21 protein-coding genes are annotated in these 23,524 nt (G+C 29.0%); 18 read left to right on the forward strand and 3 right to left on the reverse strand.

Translation table 11 applies throughout. From position 1 onward, the window contains the following. Window positions 1–82 precede the first annotated feature (82 nt). Window positions 83–844, forward strand: coding sequence for a hypothetical protein (locus BUA48_RS01855; protein WP_072829508.1), 762 nt, complete (start codon window positions 83–85; stop codon window positions 842–844). Window positions 845–886: 42 nt separating this feature from the next. On the opposite strand, the gene BUA48_RS01860 is transcribed toward BUA48_RS01855, so the two are convergent. Then, window positions 887–2,524, reverse strand: coding sequence for a putative manganese-dependent inorganic diphosphatase (locus BUA48_RS01860; RefSeq protein ID WP_072829510.1), 1,638 nt, complete (start codon window positions 2,522–2,524; stop codon window positions 887–889). Between the two features lie 367 nt (window positions 2,525–2,891). Between BUA48_RS01860 and BUA48_RS01865 the strand changes: the two genes are divergently transcribed. Further along, complete coding sequence (locus tag BUA48_RS01865) at window positions 2,892–5,444, forward strand: calcium-translocating P-type ATPase, PMCA-type (RefSeq protein ID WP_072830531.1); 2,553 nt, start codon at window positions 2,892–2,894, stop codon at window positions 5,442–5,444. A gap of 49 nt (window positions 5,445–5,493) precedes the next feature. On the opposite strand, the gene BUA48_RS01870 is transcribed toward BUA48_RS01865, so the two are convergent. Then, window positions 5,494–5,904, reverse strand: a complete 411-nt coding sequence (locus BUA48_RS01870) for a hypothetical protein (protein ID WP_072829512.1) — start codon at window positions 5,902–5,904, stop codon at window positions 5,494–5,496. Window positions 5,905–6,243: 339 nt separating this feature from the next. Here BUA48_RS01870 and deoC point away from each other — a divergent pair, with 339 nt between their 5' ends. Both deoC and BUA48_RS01880 read left to right on the forward strand, forming a co-directional pair. Continuing rightward, window positions 6,244–6,906 carry a deoxyribose-phosphate aldolase gene (gene deoC, locus BUA48_RS01875; RefSeq protein ID WP_072829514.1) on the forward strand — a complete coding sequence of 221 codons (663 nt, stop codon included), beginning with the start codon at window positions 6,244–6,246 and terminating at the stop codon, window positions 6,904–6,906. A gap of 191 nt (window positions 6,907–7,097) precedes the next feature. Then, window positions 7,098–9,401: an AAA family ATPase gene (locus BUA48_RS01880; RefSeq protein WP_072829516.1), complete on the forward strand. Its 2,304-nt coding sequence runs from the start codon at window positions 7,098–7,100 to the stop codon at window positions 9,399–9,401. Between the two features lie 97 nt (window positions 9,402–9,498). Here the strand turns inward: BUA48_RS01880 and ychF are convergent, their stop codons facing one another. Continuing rightward, the gene (gene ychF / locus BUA48_RS01885; RefSeq protein ID WP_072829518.1) at window positions 9,499–10,596 is read right to left on the reverse strand and encodes a redox-regulated ATPase YchF; all 1,098 of its coding nucleotides are present in this window, start codon (window positions 10,594–10,596) and stop codon (window positions 9,499–9,501) included. Window positions 10,597–11,092: 496 nt separating this feature from the next. On the opposite strand from ychF, the gene rsmH reads away from it, so the two are divergent. The 14 genes from rsmH to BUA48_RS01955 all read left to right on the forward strand — a co-directional run bounded on the left by rsmH (window position 11,093) and on the right by BUA48_RS01955 (window position 23,524). Continuing rightward, window positions 11,093–12,025 (forward strand): 16S rRNA (cytosine(1402)-N(4))-methyltransferase RsmH, encoded by a 933-nt coding sequence (gene rsmH / locus BUA48_RS01890; protein WP_072829520.1) that lies wholly within the window; start codon window positions 11,093–11,095, stop codon window positions 12,023–12,025. 32 nt (window positions 12,026–12,057) lie between these two features. Next, window positions 12,058–12,543 carry a septum formation initiator family protein gene (locus tag BUA48_RS01895; protein WP_072829522.1) on the forward strand — a complete coding sequence of 162 codons (486 nt, stop codon included), beginning with the start codon at window positions 12,058–12,060 and terminating at the stop codon, window positions 12,541–12,543. Between the two features lie 13 nt (window positions 12,544–12,556). Beyond that, window positions 12,557–14,758: a stage V sporulation protein D gene (locus BUA48_RS01900; RefSeq protein WP_143147653.1), complete on the forward strand. Its 2,202-nt coding sequence runs from the start codon at window positions 12,557–12,559 to the stop codon at window positions 14,756–14,758. Window positions 14,759–14,944: 186 nt separating this feature from the next. Continuing rightward, window positions 14,945–16,321 carry a UDP-N-acetylmuramoyl-tripeptide--D-alanyl-D-alanine ligase gene (locus tag BUA48_RS01905; RefSeq protein ID WP_072829524.1) on the forward strand — a complete coding sequence of 459 codons (1,377 nt, stop codon included), beginning with the start codon at window positions 14,945–14,947 and terminating at the stop codon, window positions 16,319–16,321. A gap of 19 nt (window positions 16,322–16,340) precedes the next feature. Further along, window positions 16,341–17,294 (forward strand): phospho-N-acetylmuramoyl-pentapeptide-transferase, encoded by a 954-nt coding sequence (mraY, locus tag BUA48_RS01910; RefSeq protein WP_072829526.1) that lies wholly within the window; start codon window positions 16,341–16,343, stop codon window positions 17,292–17,294. A gap of 21 nt (window positions 17,295–17,315) precedes the next feature. Then, entirely contained in the window at window positions 17,316–18,458 is a 1,143-nt protein-coding gene (gene spoVE / locus BUA48_RS01915) for a stage V sporulation protein E (RefSeq protein ID WP_072829528.1), read from the forward strand. Between the two features lie 204 nt (window positions 18,459–18,662). Further along, entirely contained in the window at window positions 18,663–19,475 is an 813-nt protein-coding gene (locus BUA48_RS01920) for a cell division protein FtsQ/DivIB (RefSeq protein WP_072829530.1), read from the forward strand. 10 nt (window positions 19,476–19,485) lie between these two features. Then, the gene (locus BUA48_RS01925) at window positions 19,486–20,205 is read left to right on the forward strand and encodes a DUF881 domain-containing protein (RefSeq protein ID WP_072829532.1); all 720 of its coding nucleotides are present in this window, start codon (window positions 19,486–19,488) and stop codon (window positions 20,203–20,205) included. Between the two features lie 21 nt (window positions 20,206–20,226). Beyond that, window positions 20,227–20,565: a small basic family protein gene (locus tag BUA48_RS01930; protein ID WP_072829534.1), complete on the forward strand. Its 339-nt coding sequence runs from the start codon at window positions 20,227–20,229 to the stop codon at window positions 20,563–20,565. A gap of 11 nt (window positions 20,566–20,576) precedes the next feature. Continuing rightward, window positions 20,577–21,293 carry a DUF881 domain-containing protein gene (locus tag BUA48_RS01935; RefSeq protein ID WP_072829536.1) on the forward strand — a complete coding sequence of 239 codons (717 nt, stop codon included), beginning with the start codon at window positions 20,577–20,579 and terminating at the stop codon, window positions 21,291–21,293. A gap of 34 nt (window positions 21,294–21,327) precedes the next feature. Continuing rightward, the gene (locus BUA48_RS01940) at window positions 21,328–21,990 is read left to right on the forward strand and encodes a YggS family pyridoxal phosphate-dependent enzyme (protein ID WP_072829538.1); all 663 of its coding nucleotides are present in this window, start codon (window positions 21,328–21,330) and stop codon (window positions 21,988–21,990) included. A gap of 15 nt (window positions 21,991–22,005) precedes the next feature. Next, window positions 22,006–22,470, forward strand: coding sequence for a cell division protein SepF (locus tag BUA48_RS01945; protein WP_072829539.1), 465 nt, complete (start codon window positions 22,006–22,008; stop codon window positions 22,468–22,470). A gap of 11 nt (window positions 22,471–22,481) precedes the next feature. Beyond that, a complete protein-coding gene (locus tag BUA48_RS01950; RefSeq protein WP_072829540.1) occupies window positions 22,482–22,733 on the forward strand; it encodes a YggT family protein in 252 nt (83 codons plus the stop codon). Between the two features lie 17 nt (window positions 22,734–22,750). After that, a complete protein-coding gene (locus BUA48_RS01955; RefSeq protein ID WP_072829541.1) occupies window positions 22,751–23,524 on the forward strand; it encodes a YlmH family RNA-binding protein in 774 nt (257 codons plus the stop codon).

Below are 23,524 nucleotides of genomic sequence, written 5' to 3' on the forward strand. Positions count from 1 at the left end.
TGTAAATAAAAGTATAATACTTCATATAATAAATTGGAGGTGATTATATGGGGTTGGGTATGTAGTAGGTGGTTTACTTGCAATGTTAATAGGTAAAATAAGTTTGCAGGGTGCTTTAAAGAGAATTTTAAATAAAACTAAGATAAAGAATAAGATACAAAATCAATTCATAGCCTTGATTTTGATGATAGTACCTTGCTGTGTAATGATTGCATGCTTGGATATTGTTTCATCTCAATATAGGGTAATCAGAGAAATATACAATGCTATTACAGTTTTCTTTTCTATAAATTTATATGAGGAGGAATATGAACTCTGCAAATATTATAGCAGAATAAAATTATATAGAGTTTTTCAGAGTATTTCTGTAGTTTTAATAAGATCTTTTATAACTCCCTTTCTTTGTATAATTATTTTTGGAAATTCAGTTGCTTTAATATATTTATACATTGCGGTTATTCATAGCTTATATAAAAATAATGTTCTGAAAAATATAGTGAAAATATTTGATGTAATTCCAGGTATAATAGGGTCATTTATTTTATACTTAGTATATGTATATAAAACAAGATCTTTTAAAATTAATTTTAAGAATAGATTTTTTACCAATGCAATAAAGAATCCTTATCTTAATATAAATATAATAGGTGCAGCTATAGAAAATGTAAATATGTATTATTGTGAGGAAAAGAAACATCAGATAAGTTATATTGAGAGCTATGGAGAGTATAAAAAGAAAATAAATATATACTATATAGAGGAGTATAGAGAACTTATAGACATTCTTTGTTTTTTAAGTTTTATTATCTTTTATCTTGTGAATTATTTATTATGCAAATATTAAAGGGAGGATAAATTTATTTACCTCCCTTTATATAAAAAATATTTACATTTCAGCTGCGGTAGTTAATGGTGGCACAACTTGTTTCTTTCTTGATACAACACCTTTTAAATATACAGTGTTATCTTCAGGAGTAACTCCAAAGGCTTTAGTTACTAAATCAACTCTAGAACCTGCAACAAGTGTTTCAGATCCACCTTCTAAAATATCAGTTGCTAAGAAAATAAGTAAATCGTAATTAGCACTATCTATTTTAGAATTCATTAAATCTAAGAACTCACCTTTTTTAGCTCTTACACTATCTACATCTAAAGTATTTATTTGAGATATTCCTATTTTTAATGAGTTTAAGTTGAAGTTCTTAAAATCAGTGTGGAATATTTCATCAGCTGTTTTTCCATCTAAAGATGAACCAGCTTTAAACATATCCTTAGCAAATAGATCAGGAGTAATTTCAGCTATTTCAGCTAATCTAGATAAAATTAATTTATCTACAGGTGTAGTTGTAGGAGACTTAAGCATTAAAGTGTCTGAAATTATTGCTCCACAAAGTATACCCGCTATACTTTTACTTGGTCTTACACCATTTTCAAAGTACATAGAACCGATAATAGTAGAAGTACTACCTACAGTTTCATTTCTGAAGTAGATTGGATTAGCAGTTTCTACATTAGCAACTCTATGATGATCTATAATTTCAAGAATTTCAGCATCTTGAATTCCATCTATTGTTTGAGATCTTTCATTATGATCTACTAATATAACTTTCTTTTTGTTTTTAGATAATAAGTGATAACGAGAAATAGTTCCTAAAACCTTATTATTCTCATCAACTACTGGATAAGATCTAAATTTGTTTTCAATCATAGTTTCTTGTACTTCATCAAGAAAATCTGTAATAGAAAAACTTACTAAAGATCCTTTTGTCATAACGTAGCTAAGAGGAATACTTTGAGTTATTAATCTAGAAGTAGTATATGTATCATGTGGAGTTACTATAACAGAGCAAGAAATTTCCTTAGCTTTATTTAGTATATCCTCGCTAACTGCATGATTTCCAGTAACTATTAATAAAGCTGCTTTAGAGTTAAGAATAATAGATTGAGCATCTTCCCTATCTCCACAAATTACTATATCTTTTTCATCTATTAATTTTTCAGCACTTTCAGGTTTCATAGCAGTTACAACTATTTTACCTTCAAAGGTTTCTTCGGTATCTTTTATGTACAAAGCTTTAGCTGATAAAGTTTCAACTATGTGTCTAATTTTAGTGTTACTTCTTGATAAAATTTTATTATCCCAAGCATCCATAGAATGAGATGCTAAATTAGATAGTGAAGTTACACCGATTAGTGAATCATTATCATCTACAATTGGTAAAGATGTATTTTCTTGCTTTTTTATTATTTCCCAAGCTGTTTTTAATGTTACATCAGAAGATACTGAGATAACAGGGTCGATGTTTAAATCTTCAACTTGAGATTTAACAGTTGTCATTAGTTTAGGTGCTTCAACATTAAAGTAGTCTAAAACGTATTGAGTTTCACTACTAACCTTTCCTTGTCGTATAGCTATTACGTCTTTCATGCCTAATTTTTGCTTTAAATTAGCATAAGCAATAGCAGCGCATATTGAATCTGAATCAGGATTTTTATGTCCTGTTATATAAATATTGTTATTCATAAAACTTCTCCTTCTTTTCCTATCTATATTAAAAACCTAAATATTAATAATAAAGATTTTATTTTATAAATATAAAATCATTTTACAATACAAGTGAAGTTAATGCAAATATCATAGCACAAATTTAATAAAATAATATATATATTTCAAGAATCAGTAATCATGAGCTCTAGAATAGCTTGTGATTAAATAATTTTAACTTTAAATATGAAGGATAGTATATATTAGAACATATTATTTAGAATTTAAAGCAATTAATTTAGTAATGAGTTAAAACAAATTTTCATATTAATAAATATATGGTCATATAATTCAATATATGGAAAAATAAATAGTAAAAGGAGGAGTTGAGGTGTTAAAAGAAAATATGAACAATGGATACACTTCAGTTAATGTTGGGTTAACTCGTGAAGAAGCTGAAAAGCGACTAAAAAGTTACGGGTATAATCTAATAGAAAATAAAAAAAAGGTGTCACCATTAAAGATTTTTTTATCTCAATTTAAAGATTTAATAATATGGGTTCTTATAGGAGCAACCATAATCTCAGGGCTTATGGGAGATAAAGCAGATGCTATAACAATTTTAATTATTGTATTTATGAATGCTATTTTAGGGTTTATACAAGAATACAGAACAGAAAGGTCTCTAGAGGCTCTTAAGGAATTAGCAGCTCCTACTTGTAAAGTTGTAAGAAGTGGAAAGATAACAGTTATAAATGCAGAATACTTAGTTCCTGGTGATATAGTTGTTTTGGAAACAGGTGATAGGGTGCCAGCTGATTCAGTAGTAATAGAAGAATCTAATTTATTAGTAGATGAGTCTTTATTAACAGGTGAATCTTTAGGGGTACAAAAAAGTGCCAGTGGAAAGAATAATAATCTTTATATGGGTACTAATATTCTTACTGGTAAAGCTAAGGTTAGAGTTACCCTTACTGGTATGGATACGGAAATGGGCAAAATTGCAAATATGCTAGATAACATAGAAGTTGAAAAATCTCCATTAAGAGAGAAACTTGATAACATAGGTAAGGTATTGATTGTTCTTTGTTTAGCAATATGTGTAATAGTAACAGTTTTGGGAGTAATGAGAGGACAAGATCTTGGTGAAATGTTCTTGTTAGGGGTTAGTTTAGCTGTTGCAGCAATTCCAGAAGGATTGACTGCCATAGTAACTATAGCCTTAGCTTTAGGTGTTTCTAGAATGCTTAAAAGAAATGCATTGGTTAGAAAACTTCCTGCTGTTGAAACTTTAGGATGCACATCTATAATATGTAGTGATAAAACAGGTACATTAACACAAAATGATATGACAGTAAAGGCAGTTTATTTTGGAGGAAAATTATATAAAGATGGTTTTGATAAAATACCACAGGGTGAAATACTAAAGAAAGCTTTTGTATATTGTAATGATTGTAATTATGATTTTAAAGAAAAATCTTTGAAAAAGGCCTTGTTAGGAGATCCAACAGAAACAGCTTTATTAAAAGCATATTTTAAAGACACAAGATCTTTACAAGAGTTTGTCAATAATGAAAAAAGAATATACGATATTCCTTTTGACTCAGATAGAAAAATGATGTCTGTAATAAGCAGAGGAGGCAATGGGGATGTATGTTATGTTAAGGGAGCACCTGAAAGAATAATAAATAGATGTAACTATATACTACTTAATGGTGAAAAGGTTCCATTCCAAGGAGCTATAAAAGAAAGAGTGCTAAAAGCTGTAGAAGATATGTCTTTCCAAGCATTAAGATGTATTGCAGCAGCGTATAAAGATAAAGAATTAGATAAAAGGGGAAATTTGGAAGAAAGTTTAACTTTTTTAGGTGTAGCTGGTATGATAGATCCACCAAGAAAAGAAGCTAAGGATGCAATATTTAAATGTCATACAGCTGGAATAAAGGTTGTTATGATAACAGGGGATCACAAGAATACAGCCTTTGCTATAGGTAAAGAACTAGAGATATGTAAGGATATGAAGCAAGTAGTTACTGGTGAAGACTTAGACAGATTAAATGACGAAGAATTAACTAATAAAATTGAGCAATTAAGAATTTTTGCTAGGGTTAGTCCAAAGCATAAATTAAGAATTGTAAAATGCTTTAAAAAGTTAGGATATATTGTATCAATGACAGGTGATGGTGTTAATGATGCTCCAGCAGTTAAAGAGGCTGATATTGGAGTATCTATGGGTATATCAGGAACAGATGTAACTAAGGAAGCTTCTTCTATGATACTACTAGATGATAACTTCTCTACAATTGTATCAGCAGTTGAAGAAGGTAGAACAATATATGATAATATAAGAAAGTTCATAAGATACTTATTATCTTGTAATTTAGGGGAAGTATTAACAATGTTTTTAGCTACTATATTATCATTAAAGACACCCTTACTTCCAATACAAATATTATTTATTAATTTAGCTACAGATGGATTGCCAGCTATAGCATTAGGAATAGATCCAGGTAGCGATGATATAATGTATAAGAAGCCTAGAGCTAAAAATGAAAGTGTATTTGCACATGGGTTAAAAGATAAAATATTATTAAGAGGGTCATTAATAGGTATTTGTACAGTTTTATCCTTCTTAGTTGGTGGATATTACGGTATGTCCTTAGAGACATGTAGAACTATAGCCTTAGGAACTTTAGTAATGTCTCAATTGTTACATGTATTTGAATGTAGATCTGAGAGTAAATCTTTATTTGAAATAAATCCATTTACTAATGTAGCTTTGCTTGGGGCTGTAACTATATCAGTTTTAATGCTAGTATCAGTTATATACGTACCTTTCTTAAGTGAAGTATTCCATACAGTAGCATTAAATTTTGGACAATGGATGATAGTATTATTTTTCTCAGGTATAATTGCATTTATAAATAGTGTATATATGTTTATATCTAGAAAACATTAATTAAGATAAATAAAAAACAATGCAAAATTAATTTGCATTGTTTTTTTATTTATCTATATCTTCTGTCTTGTCTAACTCTTTGAACTTTAGGTGCACCTTCAACAGGCACTAGATCACGTTTAGTTGTAAGGTTACGTATGTTCATTATTTCTATATTCTCACGGTTATCTTTACCCTTTTTACCCTTTAGACCTTGTATAACTACATTATGTCCTTGTAGTACAGAAATAAAGGTTACCTTTTTAAACCAACGATTTTTCTTATAAACACATTTAGTAATTGATTTACTTCCTTCAGGCTTCACAACTATTGTAGCAAGTAATTTGTGGAAAATCCAAAGGATTGCTTTTTCTTCTACTTTAATTGATAGAACTTTACCTTGAACTTGAGTAAGTCTATCACCATATTTGTTCATATAAGTTTGAGCATATTGTTGTTTGAACTTATCTTTAAATCCCATTTATATAACTCCTTTTTGATAAAATTTCTAATAATTTAATAATGTCCTTATATTTTAAGGTTATGTATTTAAAAAAGTATTATTCCAATAATTCATATACTTTAAATACTTACTTAGAATATTATATATTAACTTTAAAATTATAACAAGTATTGAGTAAAAGAATTAAAAGTACTTATAAAAAGTTTAGGGTAAAATTTTAATTATAGTATAATTTTTTAAATATAATTCTACAATAAGTTATAAAAAGTGCTATAATAAAAAACAAGTAATATGTAATTTAAGTAAATTAATAAAATGTTAACTTACGCTTTATAGCTTAAGTATGGAGGAATAAAAATGAAAAAAGAACAATTAAGCAAATTTATAGATCATACAATATTAAAGGCAGAAGCTTCAAAGGAAGAAGTAACAAAGTTATGTGAAGAAGCTAAAGAGTATAAATTTATGTCTGTTTGTATAAATCCAAGCAACATAAGTTTAGCTAAAGAAATTCTTAAGGATTCAGAGGTTAAGGTATGTACTGTAGTTGGTTTTCCTTTAGGGTCAACAACTACAGAATGTAAGGTTTTTGAAACAGAGGATGCCTTAAATAAAGGTGCAGAAGAAATAGATATGGTTATAAATATAGGAAGATTAAAAGATAAGGATTATGATTATGTGGAGTCAGAAATAAAAGCTATATCAGATTTATCTCATAAACATAATGCAATTACAAAGGTTATAATAGAAACTTGTCTTCTTACAGAAGAAGAAAAAGTAATGGCATGTAAACTTTCTAAAAAAGCAGGTGCAGATTTTGTAAAAACTTCAACAGGTTTTTCAAAGGGTGGTGCAACTAAAGAGGATATTAAGCTAATGAGAGAAACTGTTGGAGAAAATATGGGAGTAAAGGCATCTGGTGGAGTTAGAACTTATGAAGATGCAATGACCATGATAGAAAATGGAGCTAGTAGAATTGGTGCATCAGCTTCTATAAGCATAGTTTCTAAGTGTAAATAATATTTATATTTAATAATAGTAACTTTTTATTTATAAAAATATATAATGATTTAAGAGAATAAAAGCTTCTAAGATAAGTAATATACAATAATACTTATGTTTAGAAGCTTTTATTTTTTATTATTTATAAAATTTTGTTACTAATTTTTTAGTTTTAGAATATTTATATAATAAGGCGAAGGGGGGATACAATGTATAGAGAACTTTTTTCAAATGAAATTAAGTATAGATTTAATATTTCAGATATTGATCTTAATAATTTAAATAGAGATTATTTAAGCGAGTATGATGAAGTTTATAATAAGTTAGACCAAGCAATTAATATTAAGGGAAAGGGTTATAATTTATATATATTAGATGATAGCAATGAAGATAAAATAAAAAATATAATAGATTATAGTAATAATAAATTAAAGGATATTGAAGCGCCCAAAGATATATGCTTTGTTGTTGAAGAGGATAAGTATTGCCCTAAGGTATTATTTACTAATGGTGGAAGTGGAATAAAATTTAAAGAGACTTTAGATAAAATAAAAGAAGATTATTTAGATGAAATATTTGATTTTTACAATACCTCAGTTTGTGAAGAGAAAGAAGAGATACTAAATGAAATTATTTTAAATAAGGATAAGCTTTTAAATGAGTTAATAGAATTATCTGAAGAAAATGGATTCCACATTAAAACTAAAAAAAGAAGCTTTGTATTTTCACCAATTAAGGATGGGGTACCTTTAACTGATGAGGAGTTTGAAGCTTTAGATAATGAGGAGAAAAACTCCTTAATAAAAAAATTAAGTTTATTAAAATCAAAAAGTAAAGAGTTAGTTAAGAAGTTAAAAGAAAATGAACTAGAAAGCATATTGAGAGTAAGAGAAATATTAAGTGAGTTTTTAAAAACTCAAATGCAAGAACGAAAACTTCAGTTAATTGATGAATTTATGGATGAGGATGAAGTTTGTGGGTATATAAACTATGTTTGTAGCAATATAGAGAGTAAAATTGCAGATAACTATACAAGCAAATATGATGATGATGAGCCTATAATAAATGAAATAGTATATAGTTACCAAATCAATATTTTACTTGATAATTCAGGAATTGATCATCCTAGGGTTATATATGAAAATGAACCAAGTGTACAAAGATTAATTGGAAAAATAGAATATGAAAATTATAATGGAATTTATAAATCAACAGCAAAGGATATAAAACCTGGTGCTATTATAAAAAGTAGTGAAGGTGTATTGATTTTAAGAGCCATGGATTTATTAAATTACCCACAGAGCTATAATTATTTAAAGAAAATTTTATTGAATGGATATGTAGATTTTGAGTTTAGCAAAAGTTATTTAGATGCACTTTCAATAAAGTGTGTAAAACCTGAGCTTATAAAAGTAAAACCAAAGGTAATTATTATAGGTGATTATAGAGTTTATAACATTCTATATAATAATGACGAAGATTTTAAAAATGTTTTTAGATTAATGGGTGAAAGTGATTATATAAAGGATAAGAATGAAAAGGAAAAAGAAAATCTAACTAGCACTATATTGAATATATGTAAAGGCTATAAGTGCAAGCCATTAAGCAATGAAGCACTAAAAGAAGTTGCAAGGTATTTATCAAGGCAATGTGAGGATAAGAGAAAGTTATGTTTTGATAATTTGAAATTAACCAATTTAATAGTAATGGCAAATGATATAGCAACCTTAGAAGAGAGAAAACAAATTGAAAGTGAAGATATAATACAGAGTTATAGTAAAGAAAGTCTCTTAGAAAAAAATTATCTGCAGCAGTATAAGGATAAAAAGGTTCTTCTTTCAACAACTGGCAAAGTAGTTGGCTGTGTAAATGGGTTATCTGTAATTGATACAGGATATTGTAGCTTTGGAAAACCTATAAGAATAACTTGTACATGCTACAAGGGAAATGGATCAATAGTTGATATTCAAAAGGAAAGTGATTTGAGTGGAAAAATTCATAATAAGTCTATAAATACATTAAAAGGCTTGATAACTACTTTGTTTGATGGTTATGAAGATTTACCAATAGATTTTCATTTGAACTTTGAACAGATATATGGATTAGTTGAAGGTGATAGTGCCTCTGCAGCTGAAGCAGTAGCGATGATTTCTGCATTAAGCAAGGTTCCTGTAAAGCAAAATATAGCTATAACAGGATCTGTAAATCAATTTGGAGAAATACAACCCATAGGAGGAATTAATGATAAAATAGAAGGATTTATTAAGGTTTGTGATACCATAGATAATTCTATGGGCAAAGCCGTTATAATTCCAAGTGCAAATGTAGACTCTCTTGTTTTAAGTAAAAAAGTAGAAGAGCTAATAGAAATGGGTAGCTTTAAAATATATGCTGTTGATACAATATATGATGTAATAGATGTAATAATGGGAGATGTGTATGTAACCTATAAAGATGTATTAGAACAATGCAAAAAAGAATTTAAAAGGTATTTATCAAGAGGTAAAAAATAAGAGGTGTTTTTGAAATTTCTTAAAGACGCTTTTGAAATTATAAAAAGGATAATCTTAAAGTACTTTAAGATTATCCTTTTCAAATTTAAAGTAGTTATTAAACATTAAATCTAAAATTAACAACATCTCCATCTTGCATTATATACTCTTTGCCTTCTAATCTGTAGTGTCCTTTTTCTTTAGCAACAGATTCAGAACCACATTCAACTAATTTATCATAAGAAATAACCTCAGCTCTTATAAATCCTCTTTCTATGTCAGAGTGGATTTTACCAGCAGCAGCAGGTGCCTTAGTGCCTATTTTAATAGTCCAAGCACGAACTTCTTGTACTCCTGCAGTTAAATAACTCATTAAGCCAAGAAGCTTATAACTAGCTTTTATTAACTTATCTAAACCAGATTCTGAAAGACCATATTCACCTAACAGTTCAGCTTTTTCTTCTTCCTCTAATCCTGAAAGTTCTTCCTCTAATCTTGCACATACTGTTATTACACCAGAGTTTTCAGCTTCAGCAAAAGCTCTAACTTTTTTAACAAAATCATTTTCTATATTTCCCTCAGCTAAATCGTTTTCAGATAAATTAGCTGCATATAATACAGGTTTTGAAGTTATCAAAAATAATCCTTTTACGAAATTTTGCTCATCATCTGTTAACTCAAGAGTTCTAGCAGGTTTGTTTGCTTCTAATTGAACTTTAATTTTTTCCATAATAGAATATTGTTCTTTAGCAACTTTATCACCAGAACGAACTAATTTAAGAGCTTTTTCCATTCTTCTTTCTAAAACCTCTAAATCAGATAATATAAGTTCAAGGTTAATAGTTTCAATATCTCTTATTGGATCTACAGAACCATCTACGTGAACTATATTTTCATCTTCAAAACATCTAACAACATGAACTATAGATTCAACTTCACGAATGTGAGAAAGAAATTTATTACCTAAACCTTCACCGTTACTAGCACCTTTTACTAAACCAGCTATATCATAAAACTCTATTGCAGTGTGTACTTGCTTTTTAGAATTATAGATTTCTTGAAGTTTATCTAATCTTTCATCAGGTACACTTACAACACCTACATTAGGCTCAATAGTACAGAATGGATAGTTAGCTGATTCTGCACCAGCTTGAGTTATTGCATTAAATAAAGTACTTTTACCTACATTTGGTAGACCTACTATTCCTAATTTCATTTATTAAAACAACCCTTTCTAATATTTATTAATAATTTAATTATTTTTAACACTATGTATTCTTATAGATTATACTCTATGAAGCTTAGTATTTCAAGAAAAGAAGACTTTTACCATAGTATTATCATATTTTAAAAATAAAAATCAACAACATAAGTTATATAAAAATGAAAGTTTAAGCAAATATAAACTTTTGCTTTATAATTATATTAATAGGTAAATTAAACTTTATTTTGTACCATATTTATGATATATTTAAAGGTAAAAAGAGTAAATAAATCTCTATAAGTAAATATTAAACTTATAAGGGCAAAATTTCGACCAATAAGGTGAAATTTCATAAAAATCATGCAAAAATATAATTTTATATGACTGAAAATGTTTTGCGAAAGTTAAGTAAAATTTAAAGGATATATAGAAGGAAAGTAGAATTATAAAGGGTACGACTTTTATGAGTAACTTTAAACTAAAAAATTAAACTGAAGAGGAGAAAGATATGGAATTTAAACATGTTTCGGTATTACTTAATGAAACCATAGAGGGTTTAAACATTAAAGAAGATGGAATATATGCAGATGGAACAATGGGAGGTGCAGGACATTCAAGTGAGATAGCAAAAAGGCTTTCGGACAAAGGTAGATTAATAGGTATAGATCAAGATTTGGATGCACATAAAGCAGCGAGAGAAAGATTAAAAGAATTTAAAAATGTAACTTTTGTACATGATAATTTTTATAATGTCAAGAACATATTAGATGAACTTAACATAGAAGGCATAGACGGAATTATGATGGATTTAGGAGTATCCTCTTATCAATTAGATGAAGCAGAAAGAGGATTTAGTTATATGAACGATGCGCCTTTAGATATGAGAATGGATAGAGAAAGAGAATTCTCAGCATATAATGTAGTTAATGAGTACGAAGAAGAAGAGTTATATAAAATAATAAAAGATTACGGAGAAGAAAGATTTGCTAAGAAAATAGCACGTTTAATCGTAAAAGCTAGAGAAGAAAAGCCAATAGAAACAACTTTCGAATTAGTTGATATTATAAAGGGAGCTATACCAGCAAAGCTTAGAAGAGAAGGGCCTCATCCTGCGAAGAGAACTTTCCAAGCTATTAGAATTGAAGTTAATGCTGAGTTAAGTATATTAAATGATGCTATAGAAGATAGTGTTAGTAAGTTAAATAAGGGCGGAAGAATTGCTATAATAACTTTCCATTCTCTTGAGGATAGAATAGTAAAGCAAAAGTTCAGGGCATTAGAGAATCCTTGTACGTGTCCTAAGGAGTTTCCTATTTGTATATGTGGTAAAGAGCCTTCAGTAAAGGTTATAACAAGAAAACCTATTATACCTAGTGAAAGAGAAATTGAAGAAAATCCAAGAAGTAGAAGTGCGAAATTAAGGGTTGCTGAAAAGCTATAAAAATGTTCTAAAAATATAGAGGGGTGAATAAAGTGATAGTAGTAGATAAAGAAAAAGTTGTTAATGGAAGCAATGCTATGTCTACAGTAGTAGAACCACAGAGACAAAGAAGCAAAACAGAAGCTCCAAGAAAAAGAACTAGTACGAAGACAACAAGAAAAACAGAACTAAAGAGTAAATTGAGGGTTATGAGCACAGTGAGCATATGCTTTATGGTTGGGGTATTATTAATAGGGAGATATACTACTATCTATAAAAATCAAAATGCTATAAGAAACTTAAAATCAGAAATAGAATCTTTAAAATATAATAATGATGACTTAAAGGTTCATCTATTGAAGTTTGAAGATATAAATGCTGTAGATAAAGAAGCAAGAGAGAAGTTCACAATGATTACACCGGGAGTTAACAATGTGATTTACTCTGACTTAAGTAAGAATAACTTTGGTGAAAAAACTGAGTCTAAATCAAGTAAGACAAAGGAAGTTTTTGAAAAAATTAAAAATATACTTTTTTAATGGAGGTATATAAGTGGGAATACGAAAATTACGTGATAAGACTACTATAAGAAAAAGAGGGACACTAATGATTTTAGTGTTTGGTGCGGTATTATTAGGTCTTGTTGGACGTTTATGTTATTTAATGGTGGTTCAAAGTGATGACTTAAAAGAAAGGGCACAAGAGCAATGGACAGGAGAGGTTGTAATAGCTCCTAAAAGAGGAAAAATTCTAGATAGAAATGGCAAGGAACTGGCAATAAGTGCTAATGTTTATAGATTAGATGTAGACCTTAATGCTTTAAGAAGAGATATTGATGATAAGAAAAATATCTCTATGGAAGAAATAATAAAAAATCTATCAGAATTAACAGGTGTTAGCATAGAAACACTAAATAAAAAAATGGTTGAACCTCTTCCAAATGGAAAGCCAAAAGGTTCAGCAGAAATCAAAAGAAGTATGGAAAAGGAACAAATAACTAAAATAGAAAATTACTTAAATGAAAATAAGATTTATGGATTTTTAATATCACCAGATACTAAAAGGTATTATCCAAATAACAACTTTTTAGCTCATGTAATTGGTTCAACAAACTCCGATGGAGATGGATTAATGGGAATTGAGCAAGTTTACAACGAGGTATTAGCGGGAATACCTGGACTTAAAATTTCTGAAATGGATAAAGATAGGCAAGATATGCCTTATGTACTTACAGATTACACAAAACCTGTAGATGGTAAAAATGTAGTCTTAACCGTTGATGAGAACATACAATTTTTTGCTGAAAAAGCAGCAGATCAAGCATTAAAAGATAATAAAGCTAAGGCTGTATCAGTTGTTGTAATGGACCCTAATAATGGAGAAATTTTAGGGATGGCCAATAAGCCAGATTTTAATCCAAATAACTCTTATAACAATGATTTATCCTTAGAAGATAACCAAAAGTTATGGAGAAATAGATCCGTAAGTGATACCTTTGAGCCAGGATCTATTTTTAAGGTTGTTACAGCTACTGCAGCTTTAGCTGAAGGAAAGGTAACAAGAGAAGATAGCTTTAACTGCGGAGGTTCTAAATTAATAGGTGGAAGAACCATACGTTGTTGGAAGACATCTGGACATGGAAGTCAGAGTTTTACTGAAATCCTAAAAAACTCTTGTAACGTTGGGTTTATGGATCTTGGAGAAAGACTAGGTCCAGAATTATTAAATAAATATATAAAATTATTTGGTCTTGGAGAAAAAACAGGAATTGACTTGAATGGTGAAGCTAGAGGAATTATAAAAGCTACTGAAGATATATCTGTAACAGACCTTGCAACAATTTCATTTGGACAAACTAATACATTATCAATTGTTCAATATTTAAGAGCTTTCAATGCAATAGCAAATGGGGGAAAATTAATTACACCTCATTTAATGAAAGAAGTTACGCATTATGATGATGAAAATAATATGGTTATAGATGCTGCTTATAATAATTACAATGAGAAGCAAAATCTAGATGAGAATGTTGTAAGAGAGTTAAGAGGAGACTTGGAAAAGGTTATCTCAGAAGGTGGAGGAAAGAAGGCTTCTATACAAGGATATAGAATAGCAGGTAAAACAGGTACAGCTCAAAAAATAGATGCTGAGCATGGTGGATATGGTACTGGAAAATACATATCTTCCTTTGCAGGTATGGCACCAGCGGATAATCCAAAGGTTACAGTTATGGTATCTATAGATGAACCTGATCCATCTAACTACTATGCTGGACAAATTGCTGCACCAGTAGGGCAACAATTATTCAATGATATCTTTAACTACTATGCCTTAAAACCAGAAGGAAATCCAGAAGATGCAGCACAAAGTCTTCTAAAGGATGTAATAGTACCAGAGGTTAGAAATCTAGAGTTAAAGGATGGATTAAATCAATTAACAGAGCAAGGATTAAAATATAAGGTTGAGGGTGATGGTAAGCAAATTCTTGATATTAACCCTAAACCAGGTTCTAGTGTTAAAGAAGGTACAGAAGTGGTTGTATATACAATTCCTTCTCAATATCAAGATGATACAATAGTAGTTCCTAATGTATCAGGTTACAGTCCAGAAAGGGCTGAAAGGATACTTAATAGTTTGGGATTAAAGCCTACCTTTGTAGGAAAGGGTATGGTATCCTCTCAAAGTATTAAAGAAGGAACACGGATTAAAAAAGGTGTTGAGATAACCTTACATCTTGAAGTGATAGGAGATTAAAAAGTATTAGTTGGTTGGTCGGCAGGAGGATATCATACCTGCCGATTTTTATGAGGTTTTATAGAGAAAATTAAAATTAACTTTTAATTGTTACAACTTATATAAAGTTTGGTATAATCATAAAGGGAAAAAATATAATTTAATAAACAGAGAATTAATAACTTTTAAATAAAGGAGTTGTTTTAAGTGGAGAAATTAACTTTAAAGGAAATTGAAGTTGCTATAAAAGGCAAGATAATCCAAAAAGGAACGGAAGAGGAGTTTTATAATGTATCTATAGATACTAGAAACTTAAAAGATGGTGATATTTATTTAGCTATTCGTGGAGAAAACTTCAATGGAAATGATTATGTAGTGGAAGCTATGAATAAGGGAGCTAAACTATGTATAGTTGATGAAGTTAAATTTGAATGTAGTGATATAAAGGAAGATGTTTCTGTATTATTAGTGAAAAATACAAGAAAAGCTATACTAGATTTAGCTAGATACTATAGAGAAACATTAGATATAAAGGTAGTTGGAATAACTGGTTCTACAGGTAAGACTTCTACAAAGGATTTAACAGCAGCTGTTTTAGGCTCAAAATACAAGGTTTTCAAAACTAAGGGTAATTTTAATAATGAAATAGGATTGCCACTTATGATCTTTAGTTTAGATAGAAGTTACGATATAGCGGTTCTTGAAATGGGCATGAGTAATGAAGGAGAAATTCATAATCTTGCTTATGCTGCAAAGCCTGATATTGCACTTATAACTAATGTTGGTATTTCACACATTGAGAACTTAGGAACTAGAGAAAATATTTTAAAAGCAAAGATGGAAATTACTGATTTCTTTAATGAAAATAACGTATTAATAATAAACTGTGATAACGATATGTTAAGCACTGTAAAAGAAAAAGATTACAAAATTGTAAAAATTGGCACTGAAAATGAATTAAATTACAAGGCAAGAGGTATAATTAGTAATGAGGATAGTGTTAAATTTCAACTAAAAGAAGATAATACCTGTGATTTGGTACAATATGTTATAAATATGCCAGGAAAACATAATGTTTTAAATGGAATGTTAGCAATAGCTTGTGGGAAAGAACTAGGATTAAGTGTTGAAGAAATTCAAAGAGGTTTATTGAATGTTGAAGCTACTTCAATGCGACTAGAAGTAATTAAGAGTGAAAAGTTAACTATAATTAATGACTGTTATAATGCGAGTCCAGATTCTATGTTTGCGGCTTTAGATGTATTAAAAAACTGCAATGGAAATAAGAAAATAGCAATATTAGGTACTATGAAGGAATTGGGAAATGAAGCTAAGAATGCTCATTTTAAGGTTGGAGAATATGCTAAGGAATGTGGAGTGGATTTATTAATATGCATAGGTGATAACAGTGAGGATTATAAGTTAGGATTTGCCCAAAATTCCGACTCTATGGTTTTTGATGATAAAGATGAAGCCATAAAATATTTAGAGAATTTCATTAGTTTAGGTGATGTGGTTTTGGTAAAGGCATCTAGATCCATGAAATTTGAACATATAGTGAATAAATTGATAGAGTATAAATAACTAAAGTGAGGTATTATTCATGAATAAAATTATCTATTGTGTACTACTAGCATTTGTAATAGCCTTAATTCAAGGACCTATTTTAATACCAGTATTGCATAAGTTGAAATTTGGTCAAAATATTAGAGGAGAAGGTCCTCAAAGTCATAGGAAAAAAGCAGGTACTCCAACTATGGGAGGAGTAATATTTATTTTAGCAACTATTATTACTTTTTTAATAGTAGAAGGAAAACCTAATAGTGAAGCTCTTGTATTATTAGGATCTTTAGTTGGATTTGGTATTATTGGCTTTTTAGATGATATGTTAAAAATAGTTAAAAAACAAAATGAAGGGTTAAAAGCTTATCAAAAAATGGGCTTGATTATAGTTATATCTGTTATTTTAGCTATATATGGTCAAAAACAATTAGGAACTGATATGTTTGTACCATTTTTAAATACTACAATTGATTTGAAAATGCTTTATATTCCATTCATAGTATTTTATTTTGCAGCATTTAGTAATGCAGTGAATTTAACTGATGGATTAGATGGTTTAGCTACTTCTATAACTTTATTAGTAATGACATTCTTTGCATTAGTAAGTTTTGCTCAAGGAAGATATGACTTAGCTATATTCTGTGCAATTTTAGCTGGAGCTTTATTAGGGTTCTTAAGAAATAACACTTACCCAGCTAAGATTTTTATGGGAGATACAGGTTCCTTGGCTCTTGGTGGAGTTGTAGCAGCAGTTGCAATGCTTTTAAAACTTCCATTAGTCCTTGTAATAGTTGGTGGAATTTATGTGGCGGAAACTGTATCTGTTGTATTACAAGTAGCTTCTTTTAAATTAACAGGAAAAAGAATTTTTAAGATGGCTCCATTACACCATCATTTTGAATTGTCAGGATGGCATGAAAGCAAGATAGTTGTAGTATTTTCAATGACAACAGTTATTTTGTGTTTAATTGGATTTTTAGCATTATCCCTATAGTATTAAATAGGAGGGGGTAAAATGGTTCAACCCGTAAAAACAAAGAAAGACTCTAAGAAGAAATTAGGAAAAGTTGATTTTGCTTTATTTTTTATAATAATGTTATTGGTATCCTTTGGTGTTATTATGGTTTATAGTGCAAGTTCTTATTCAGCATTTTTCTCTGCTAACTATAATTATGATAGCTATTTCTTTTTGAAAAAGCAAGGTATGTGGGCTATACTTGGAACAGCAGGAATGATTTTTTCAATGCAAATAGACTACCATAAATATAAAAAGCATATACCTTGGGTATTAGTTGTTATTTTTACAATGCTAGGAGCTGTTTTTGCATTTCCTGAGATAAATGGTGCTCATAGATGGATTGGATTTGGAGGAGCATCAATACAACCTTCGGAAATAGCTAAATATGCTATAGTAGTATTTATTGCTATTGCTATTGATAAAAAGGGAGATGGAATAAAAAAATTCTCAACAGGAATTTTGCCTATTCTATTAGTAGTAGCTTTATTTGCAGGAATAATACTTATAGAGCCTAATATGAGTATTGCTTGTGTAATATGTTTTGTAACTATGATAATGTTGTTTGTTGGTGGAATACCACTTAAATATTTTGGTGCTTTAGGTGCTACAGGAGTAGTTGCAATAGTTGCAGGTATTTTATTAGAACCTTTTAGAGTGAAAAGACTATTTAACTTTGTAAATCCTTGGGCAGATGCATCAGGGGTAGGATATCAATTGGTTCAATCTTTAATTGCATTAGGTTCTGGTGGGATTTTTGGTGTTGGATTAGGACAGTCAAGACAAAAATGTTTTTATATACCAGAAGCTCATAATGATTTTATTTTTGCTATTATAGGTGAAGAACTTGGATTAATTGGTTGTGCTGCAGTAATTATTTTATATGTTCTTTTTATAATAAGAGGAATAAGAGTAGCGGTAAGAGCGAAAGATACATATGGTTCATTACTTGCTATTGGTATAACATCTGTAGTAGCAGTTCAAGCTATAATTAATATAGCGGTTGTTTCAGGTAGTATGCCTGTTACTGGTGTGCCTTTGCCATTTATAAGTTATGGTGGTTCGGCACTAGTATTTAATATGTTCGCTATGGGAATCTTATTAAATATATCAAGAAATACTGAAAAGAAATCAATGCTTTAATATAAAAGTTAAAAGAAAAAGGTTATTTCAAAGCTTTACATTTTGAAATAGCCTTTTTCTTTATAAAAATAGTTAATAAGTAGCGAAAGTTTTATAAAAAGTATAAAAATTAACTTATTATTCTATAATTATAGATAATTTTTGATGAAAAAATATACAAAAAGTGTTATTATATAATAAGAAAAAACTATAAGTGGTGATTATATGATAGAAGGCAAAAATAAGGATAACATTAAGAAAAATATAAAATCTAAAAAGGATATTTTAGCTAATAAAGAAGAAATAATAAGAAAAAGAAAACGTAAAAAAGCTTTGAGAAGAGTTTTCCTAATTCTTACTATATTAGTTATTATTTTAACCACCTTAGCATTAAAAGCTCAGTATTTTAACATTACTTCTATAGAAGTTACTGGGTTAATAAATTTAAAGGAAGATGATATAAAAGGACTTTTACCTTTTAAGAATGGAGATAATATCTTAAAAATAAATGTAAATAAATCAAAGGAAAGTATAAAATCTAATCCATATGTAGAAAATGTAGATATAAGAAGAAAATTTCCAAATAAGATTAATGTTAATGTAGAAGAAAAATATGCTAAATATTATGTTCAACATGAAGATACATATATTTTATTGGACTCTGATGGAACTGTTATAGAGTCTAGAAAGGATATAGATGGTTTAAATTTATATGAATTAAGAGGTATGGATCCAGGAAATTTAAATGTTGGAGAAAAGGTAGTATTCGAAGATGAAAGAAATATAGATTTCATGAAGGAATTTTATAATTTAATGAGCAGAAATCAAAGTAGTATTAAATTTAATTCTATAGATATGAATTCTGTTATAAACTTAAAGGTGTACAGTAATAATATCGAAATAAGGATAGGAACAATAGAAAAACTACAGGATAAATTAAATGTAGCTATTAATTTAATTGAAGCTGAAGGACTATCAGATAAAGTTGGATATATAGATGTTAGCTTTAATGGGAGTCCTGTTATAAATATAGAGTAGGAGGAAGATTATGAAAAGAGTTGCTTCTAAAATTTCCATAGCTTTTGTATGTGCTCTACTAGGTTTTATGCTTACTCATCAATTTAGAGTTATGAATAGCAAAACTAGTGATGGAAGTATTAATCAAAACAGTGCGGATATAATTCATCAAAATGAGCAATTAACTAAGCAAAAGGAAGAGTATGAAGAAAAATTAAAAGCTGTTGAAAGTAAGTTAAGTCAATATGAAAATGCTTCAGCTAGTAGAAATGATGAAAGTAAAATTTTACTAGAGCAGTTAGAACAACTTAGAAATGTAAATGGAGCAACAGAACTTGTTGGTGAGGGAATAACAATTTACATAACACCTAAATCATCAATAGTAAACGCAAATTATCAAGGTCATTATATACAAGACTTAGATTTAGTTGATATAGTAAACGAGCTTTATGCAGGGCAAGCAGAAGCAATTTCTATAAATGATATAAGATTGCTTGGAAAATCTGGAATAAGGACTGCTGGTAATGCTATAATTATAGGTAATGAGAGAATTTCACCCTATAAACCTGTTGTAATAAAAGCTATAGGTAAAAAAGAGTTACTAGAAAGTGCCGTTACTTTTGTTGGAAGCATACCGGAAACTCTTAGTAACACCTGTGATGTAAAATCAGAAGTAAGTAATGAAGTAAAAATACCAAAATCTAATACACCTGTAGAAGACTTTAAGTATGCTAAGCCAGTGGCAAAATAAAATGAAAGGTAGAGAAAAAGTATGGTAGCATTAATTGGTTTAATACTTGGTATAATTATAGGGCTTATTTGGAATATAAATATACCATTAAAATTTTCACCATATATATCAGTTGCGATTTTTGCTTGTTTAGATTCTATATTTGGAGGAGTAAGAGCAACCTTAAATAAACAATTCAAACCAGATATATTTTTGTCAGGTTTTTTTGGAAATGCCTTAATAGCAGTTTTGCTAGTATATTTAGGGGATAAATTAGGATTACCTATATACTTAGCTGCAGTTATTGTATTTGGTAGTAGGGTTTTAAATAACTTTGCTATTATAAGAAGAATTTTATTAGAAAAAGTCAAGCATCATTAAGAGGTAGTAAGATGAAGAATAATGAGGCGGCAGTATTTGTATTCTTAGCTTCAATTGTTGTTGGAATACTAATTTCTATGAATTTAAGTTTTGGCTCTAGTAATGAAGTGTTCTTAAATGTTGAAGAATATAATGAAGCTTACAATAAGAGAAATGATTTATATAAAGAAGTCACAACTCTAATGGATAAGTTTGAAGAAAGCTCAGATAAATTAAATAGCTATGAGAAAGATACTAAAAATGAATTAACGGTGTTATCTAAGATTGGCGAGGAATATGAAAAGCTAAAGATGGATTTAGGTATGGAAGCTGTAGAGGGAGAAGGAATAAGAATAACACTAGATGATGCTAGTAATCTTAAATTTGACGAATATTACAGCAATAGTAGTCTTGTACATGATGCTGATTTGTTATATTTAATAAATGATTTAAGAAATGCTGGAGCTGAGGCTATAGCAATAAATGGTCATAGAATAATTTATAATACTGAAAGTTTATGTTATGGAACTAGTATTGATTTAGGTGGAATTAAAGTTGTAGCACCTTTTTATATTACGGCAATAGGAAGTCAATCTGTCCTTAACAGTTACATGCAAGAATCAAATTCATATTATAAAAGGCTATCCTTGACAAGAGATATACAGCTTAAAATAGAAAAAATGGATAATATAAAAGTACCAGCTTACAATGGTTCATTAAATAATAAATACATAAGAAAGAAAAGATAAAAATGAAATGAATTTAGTGACAAGGGGGATTGTTATGACTATTTCAGAAAACATTGCGGAAATACGAAAAACCCTTCCAAAGGATGTAACCTTAATATGTGTATCTAAAACTAAACCTGTTGAGTTACTTTTACAAGCATATGATTGTGGTGAAAGAAATTTTGGGGAAAACAAAGTACAGGAATTAGTTAGCAAATATGAGGAGATGCCTAAGGATGTAAAATGGCACCTTATTGGAAAGCTACAAAGGAATAAAGTTAAGTATATAGTAGGTAAAGTAAAGTTAATACATTCTCTTGATAATATTAAGTTACTTGAGGAAATTGAGAGAGTATATAAAAATAAAGAACTTACAGCAGAGGTATTGATTCAAATTAATATTGGGTGCGAAGAAAGCAAAAGTGGAATATTGTTGGAAGATTTACAAGAATTATTGATAAGTTGCGAAAAGTGTAGTAATGTAAAAGTAATGGGAATTATGGCTATAATTCCAAAGGGAACTACTAAAGAAAATATGATGTACTTTAAGCAAATGAAAGATATATTTGATGAAATGTCTACAAAGAATTTTAAAAATATTTCTATGAAGTATTTATCAATGGGAATGTCTTCAGATTATACAGAGGCTATTAAAGAAGGTGCTAATATTATTAGAGTAGGAAGAAATATCTTTGGAGAAAGAGAATATAAAAGTTAAATTGGAGGAGTAAAAATGGGAAAAGGATTTTTAGACAAAATAGTAAATAGTTTAGTTGGAGAAGATGTAGAAGAATTTGAAGAAATTGAAGAAGTTGAAGATATTGAAGATGAAGAAGAAGAAAAAGTAGAGCCTATAGAAATTGCTTCTGTAAGAAGAAATAATAAGGTTGTTAATATTCATAGTAATTCTTCAGCTAAGGTTATAATATATAAACCAGAGGAATTTACTGAGGATGCAATGACAATCTGTGATCATCTTAAAAATAGAAGAGTAGTTGTTGTAAATGTAACACAAATGGAAAAATCAGTTGCTCAAAGACTTCTTGATTATATAGGTGGAGCTAGTTTCGTTCTTGGTGGAGAAATTCAAAGAATAGAAAAAGGTGTTTATATAATTTCACCATCTAATGTTGAAGTAAGTAATTCTCTAAAGTATGAACTTCAACAAAATAAAGATATCTTTAGCTTCATGAAGTAGAAGGTGATAATATGTTAAAAATGATAATATTTACTATCATTAGAATTGTAGAGATTGCAATTTTAATTGATGTCTTGGCATCGTGGATTCCCAATGCTAAGGATACAATGATAATAAAAATTACAGATTCTATTGCAGGACCTTTATTAAATCCAGCAAGAGATTTGTACTTTAGATTATTTCCTAATATGATGATAGACTTTTCACCAATATTAGTACTATTTATATTAGATTTTATAAGAATGGGTTTTAGTACTCTTTAATAAAATGAGGTCAGTTCATGCAAAAAAAGGAATTTATTGAGTCTTTTTTAGGCGAAGATAAAAAATTAATATCAAGTTTATATGATAAGATTTGCTTGTGTTTGAAAACAGAGCAAACAGTATTTTCTGCTGAGTTTTTAAATCCTAGGGTTTGGCGAAAGATTATTGAGATTTCTCAAGAGTTAGGGGTAAGATGTTGCACAAAAGGAATAAATGAAGAATGTGAAAAAAAAATATTAGGCATATATATATATGAAGAGCCTATGGAATTTCCTGTGACATTTATAAAAATTCATAACAAATCTAAGTTTAAGACTTTAGAGCATAAGGATTACTTAGGAGCTTTAACTTCTCTTGGGATAAAGCGCGAGAAACTAAGTGATATTGTAGTAGTAGAAAATGAAGCTTTTCTTTTAGCTCATAATGATATAGCTCACTATATTCTATATTCTATGGAAAAGGTAGCTAATTGTCCTTGTGAAGTAAGTGCTATAAGTGAGAATGAAGTTAATTTGGGAGAAAATCAATTAAAAACCCTAAACTTAATAAGTACATCACTAAGAGCAGATTGTTTAGTTTCAAGCATTTGTAATATTTCACGTAGTAAAGCTGAGCAATTAATAGGGAATGGAAAAGTTATTTTAAATTATGAAGAACTTAAAAAGAAGGATAAACTTATTGAAGTCAATGATATAGTTACTATAAGATCCTTTGGAAAATTTAAGTTTAAGGAAGTTGTCGGAGATACGCAACGAGGAAGGCTTAAAATAAAAATAGATAAATATTTATAA

The sequence above is a fragment of the Clostridium collagenovorans DSM 3089 genome, from assembly GCF_900130005.1.
Taxonomy (GTDB): Bacteria; Bacillota; Clostridia; order Clostridiales; family Clostridiaceae; genus Clostridium_D; species Clostridium_D collagenovorans.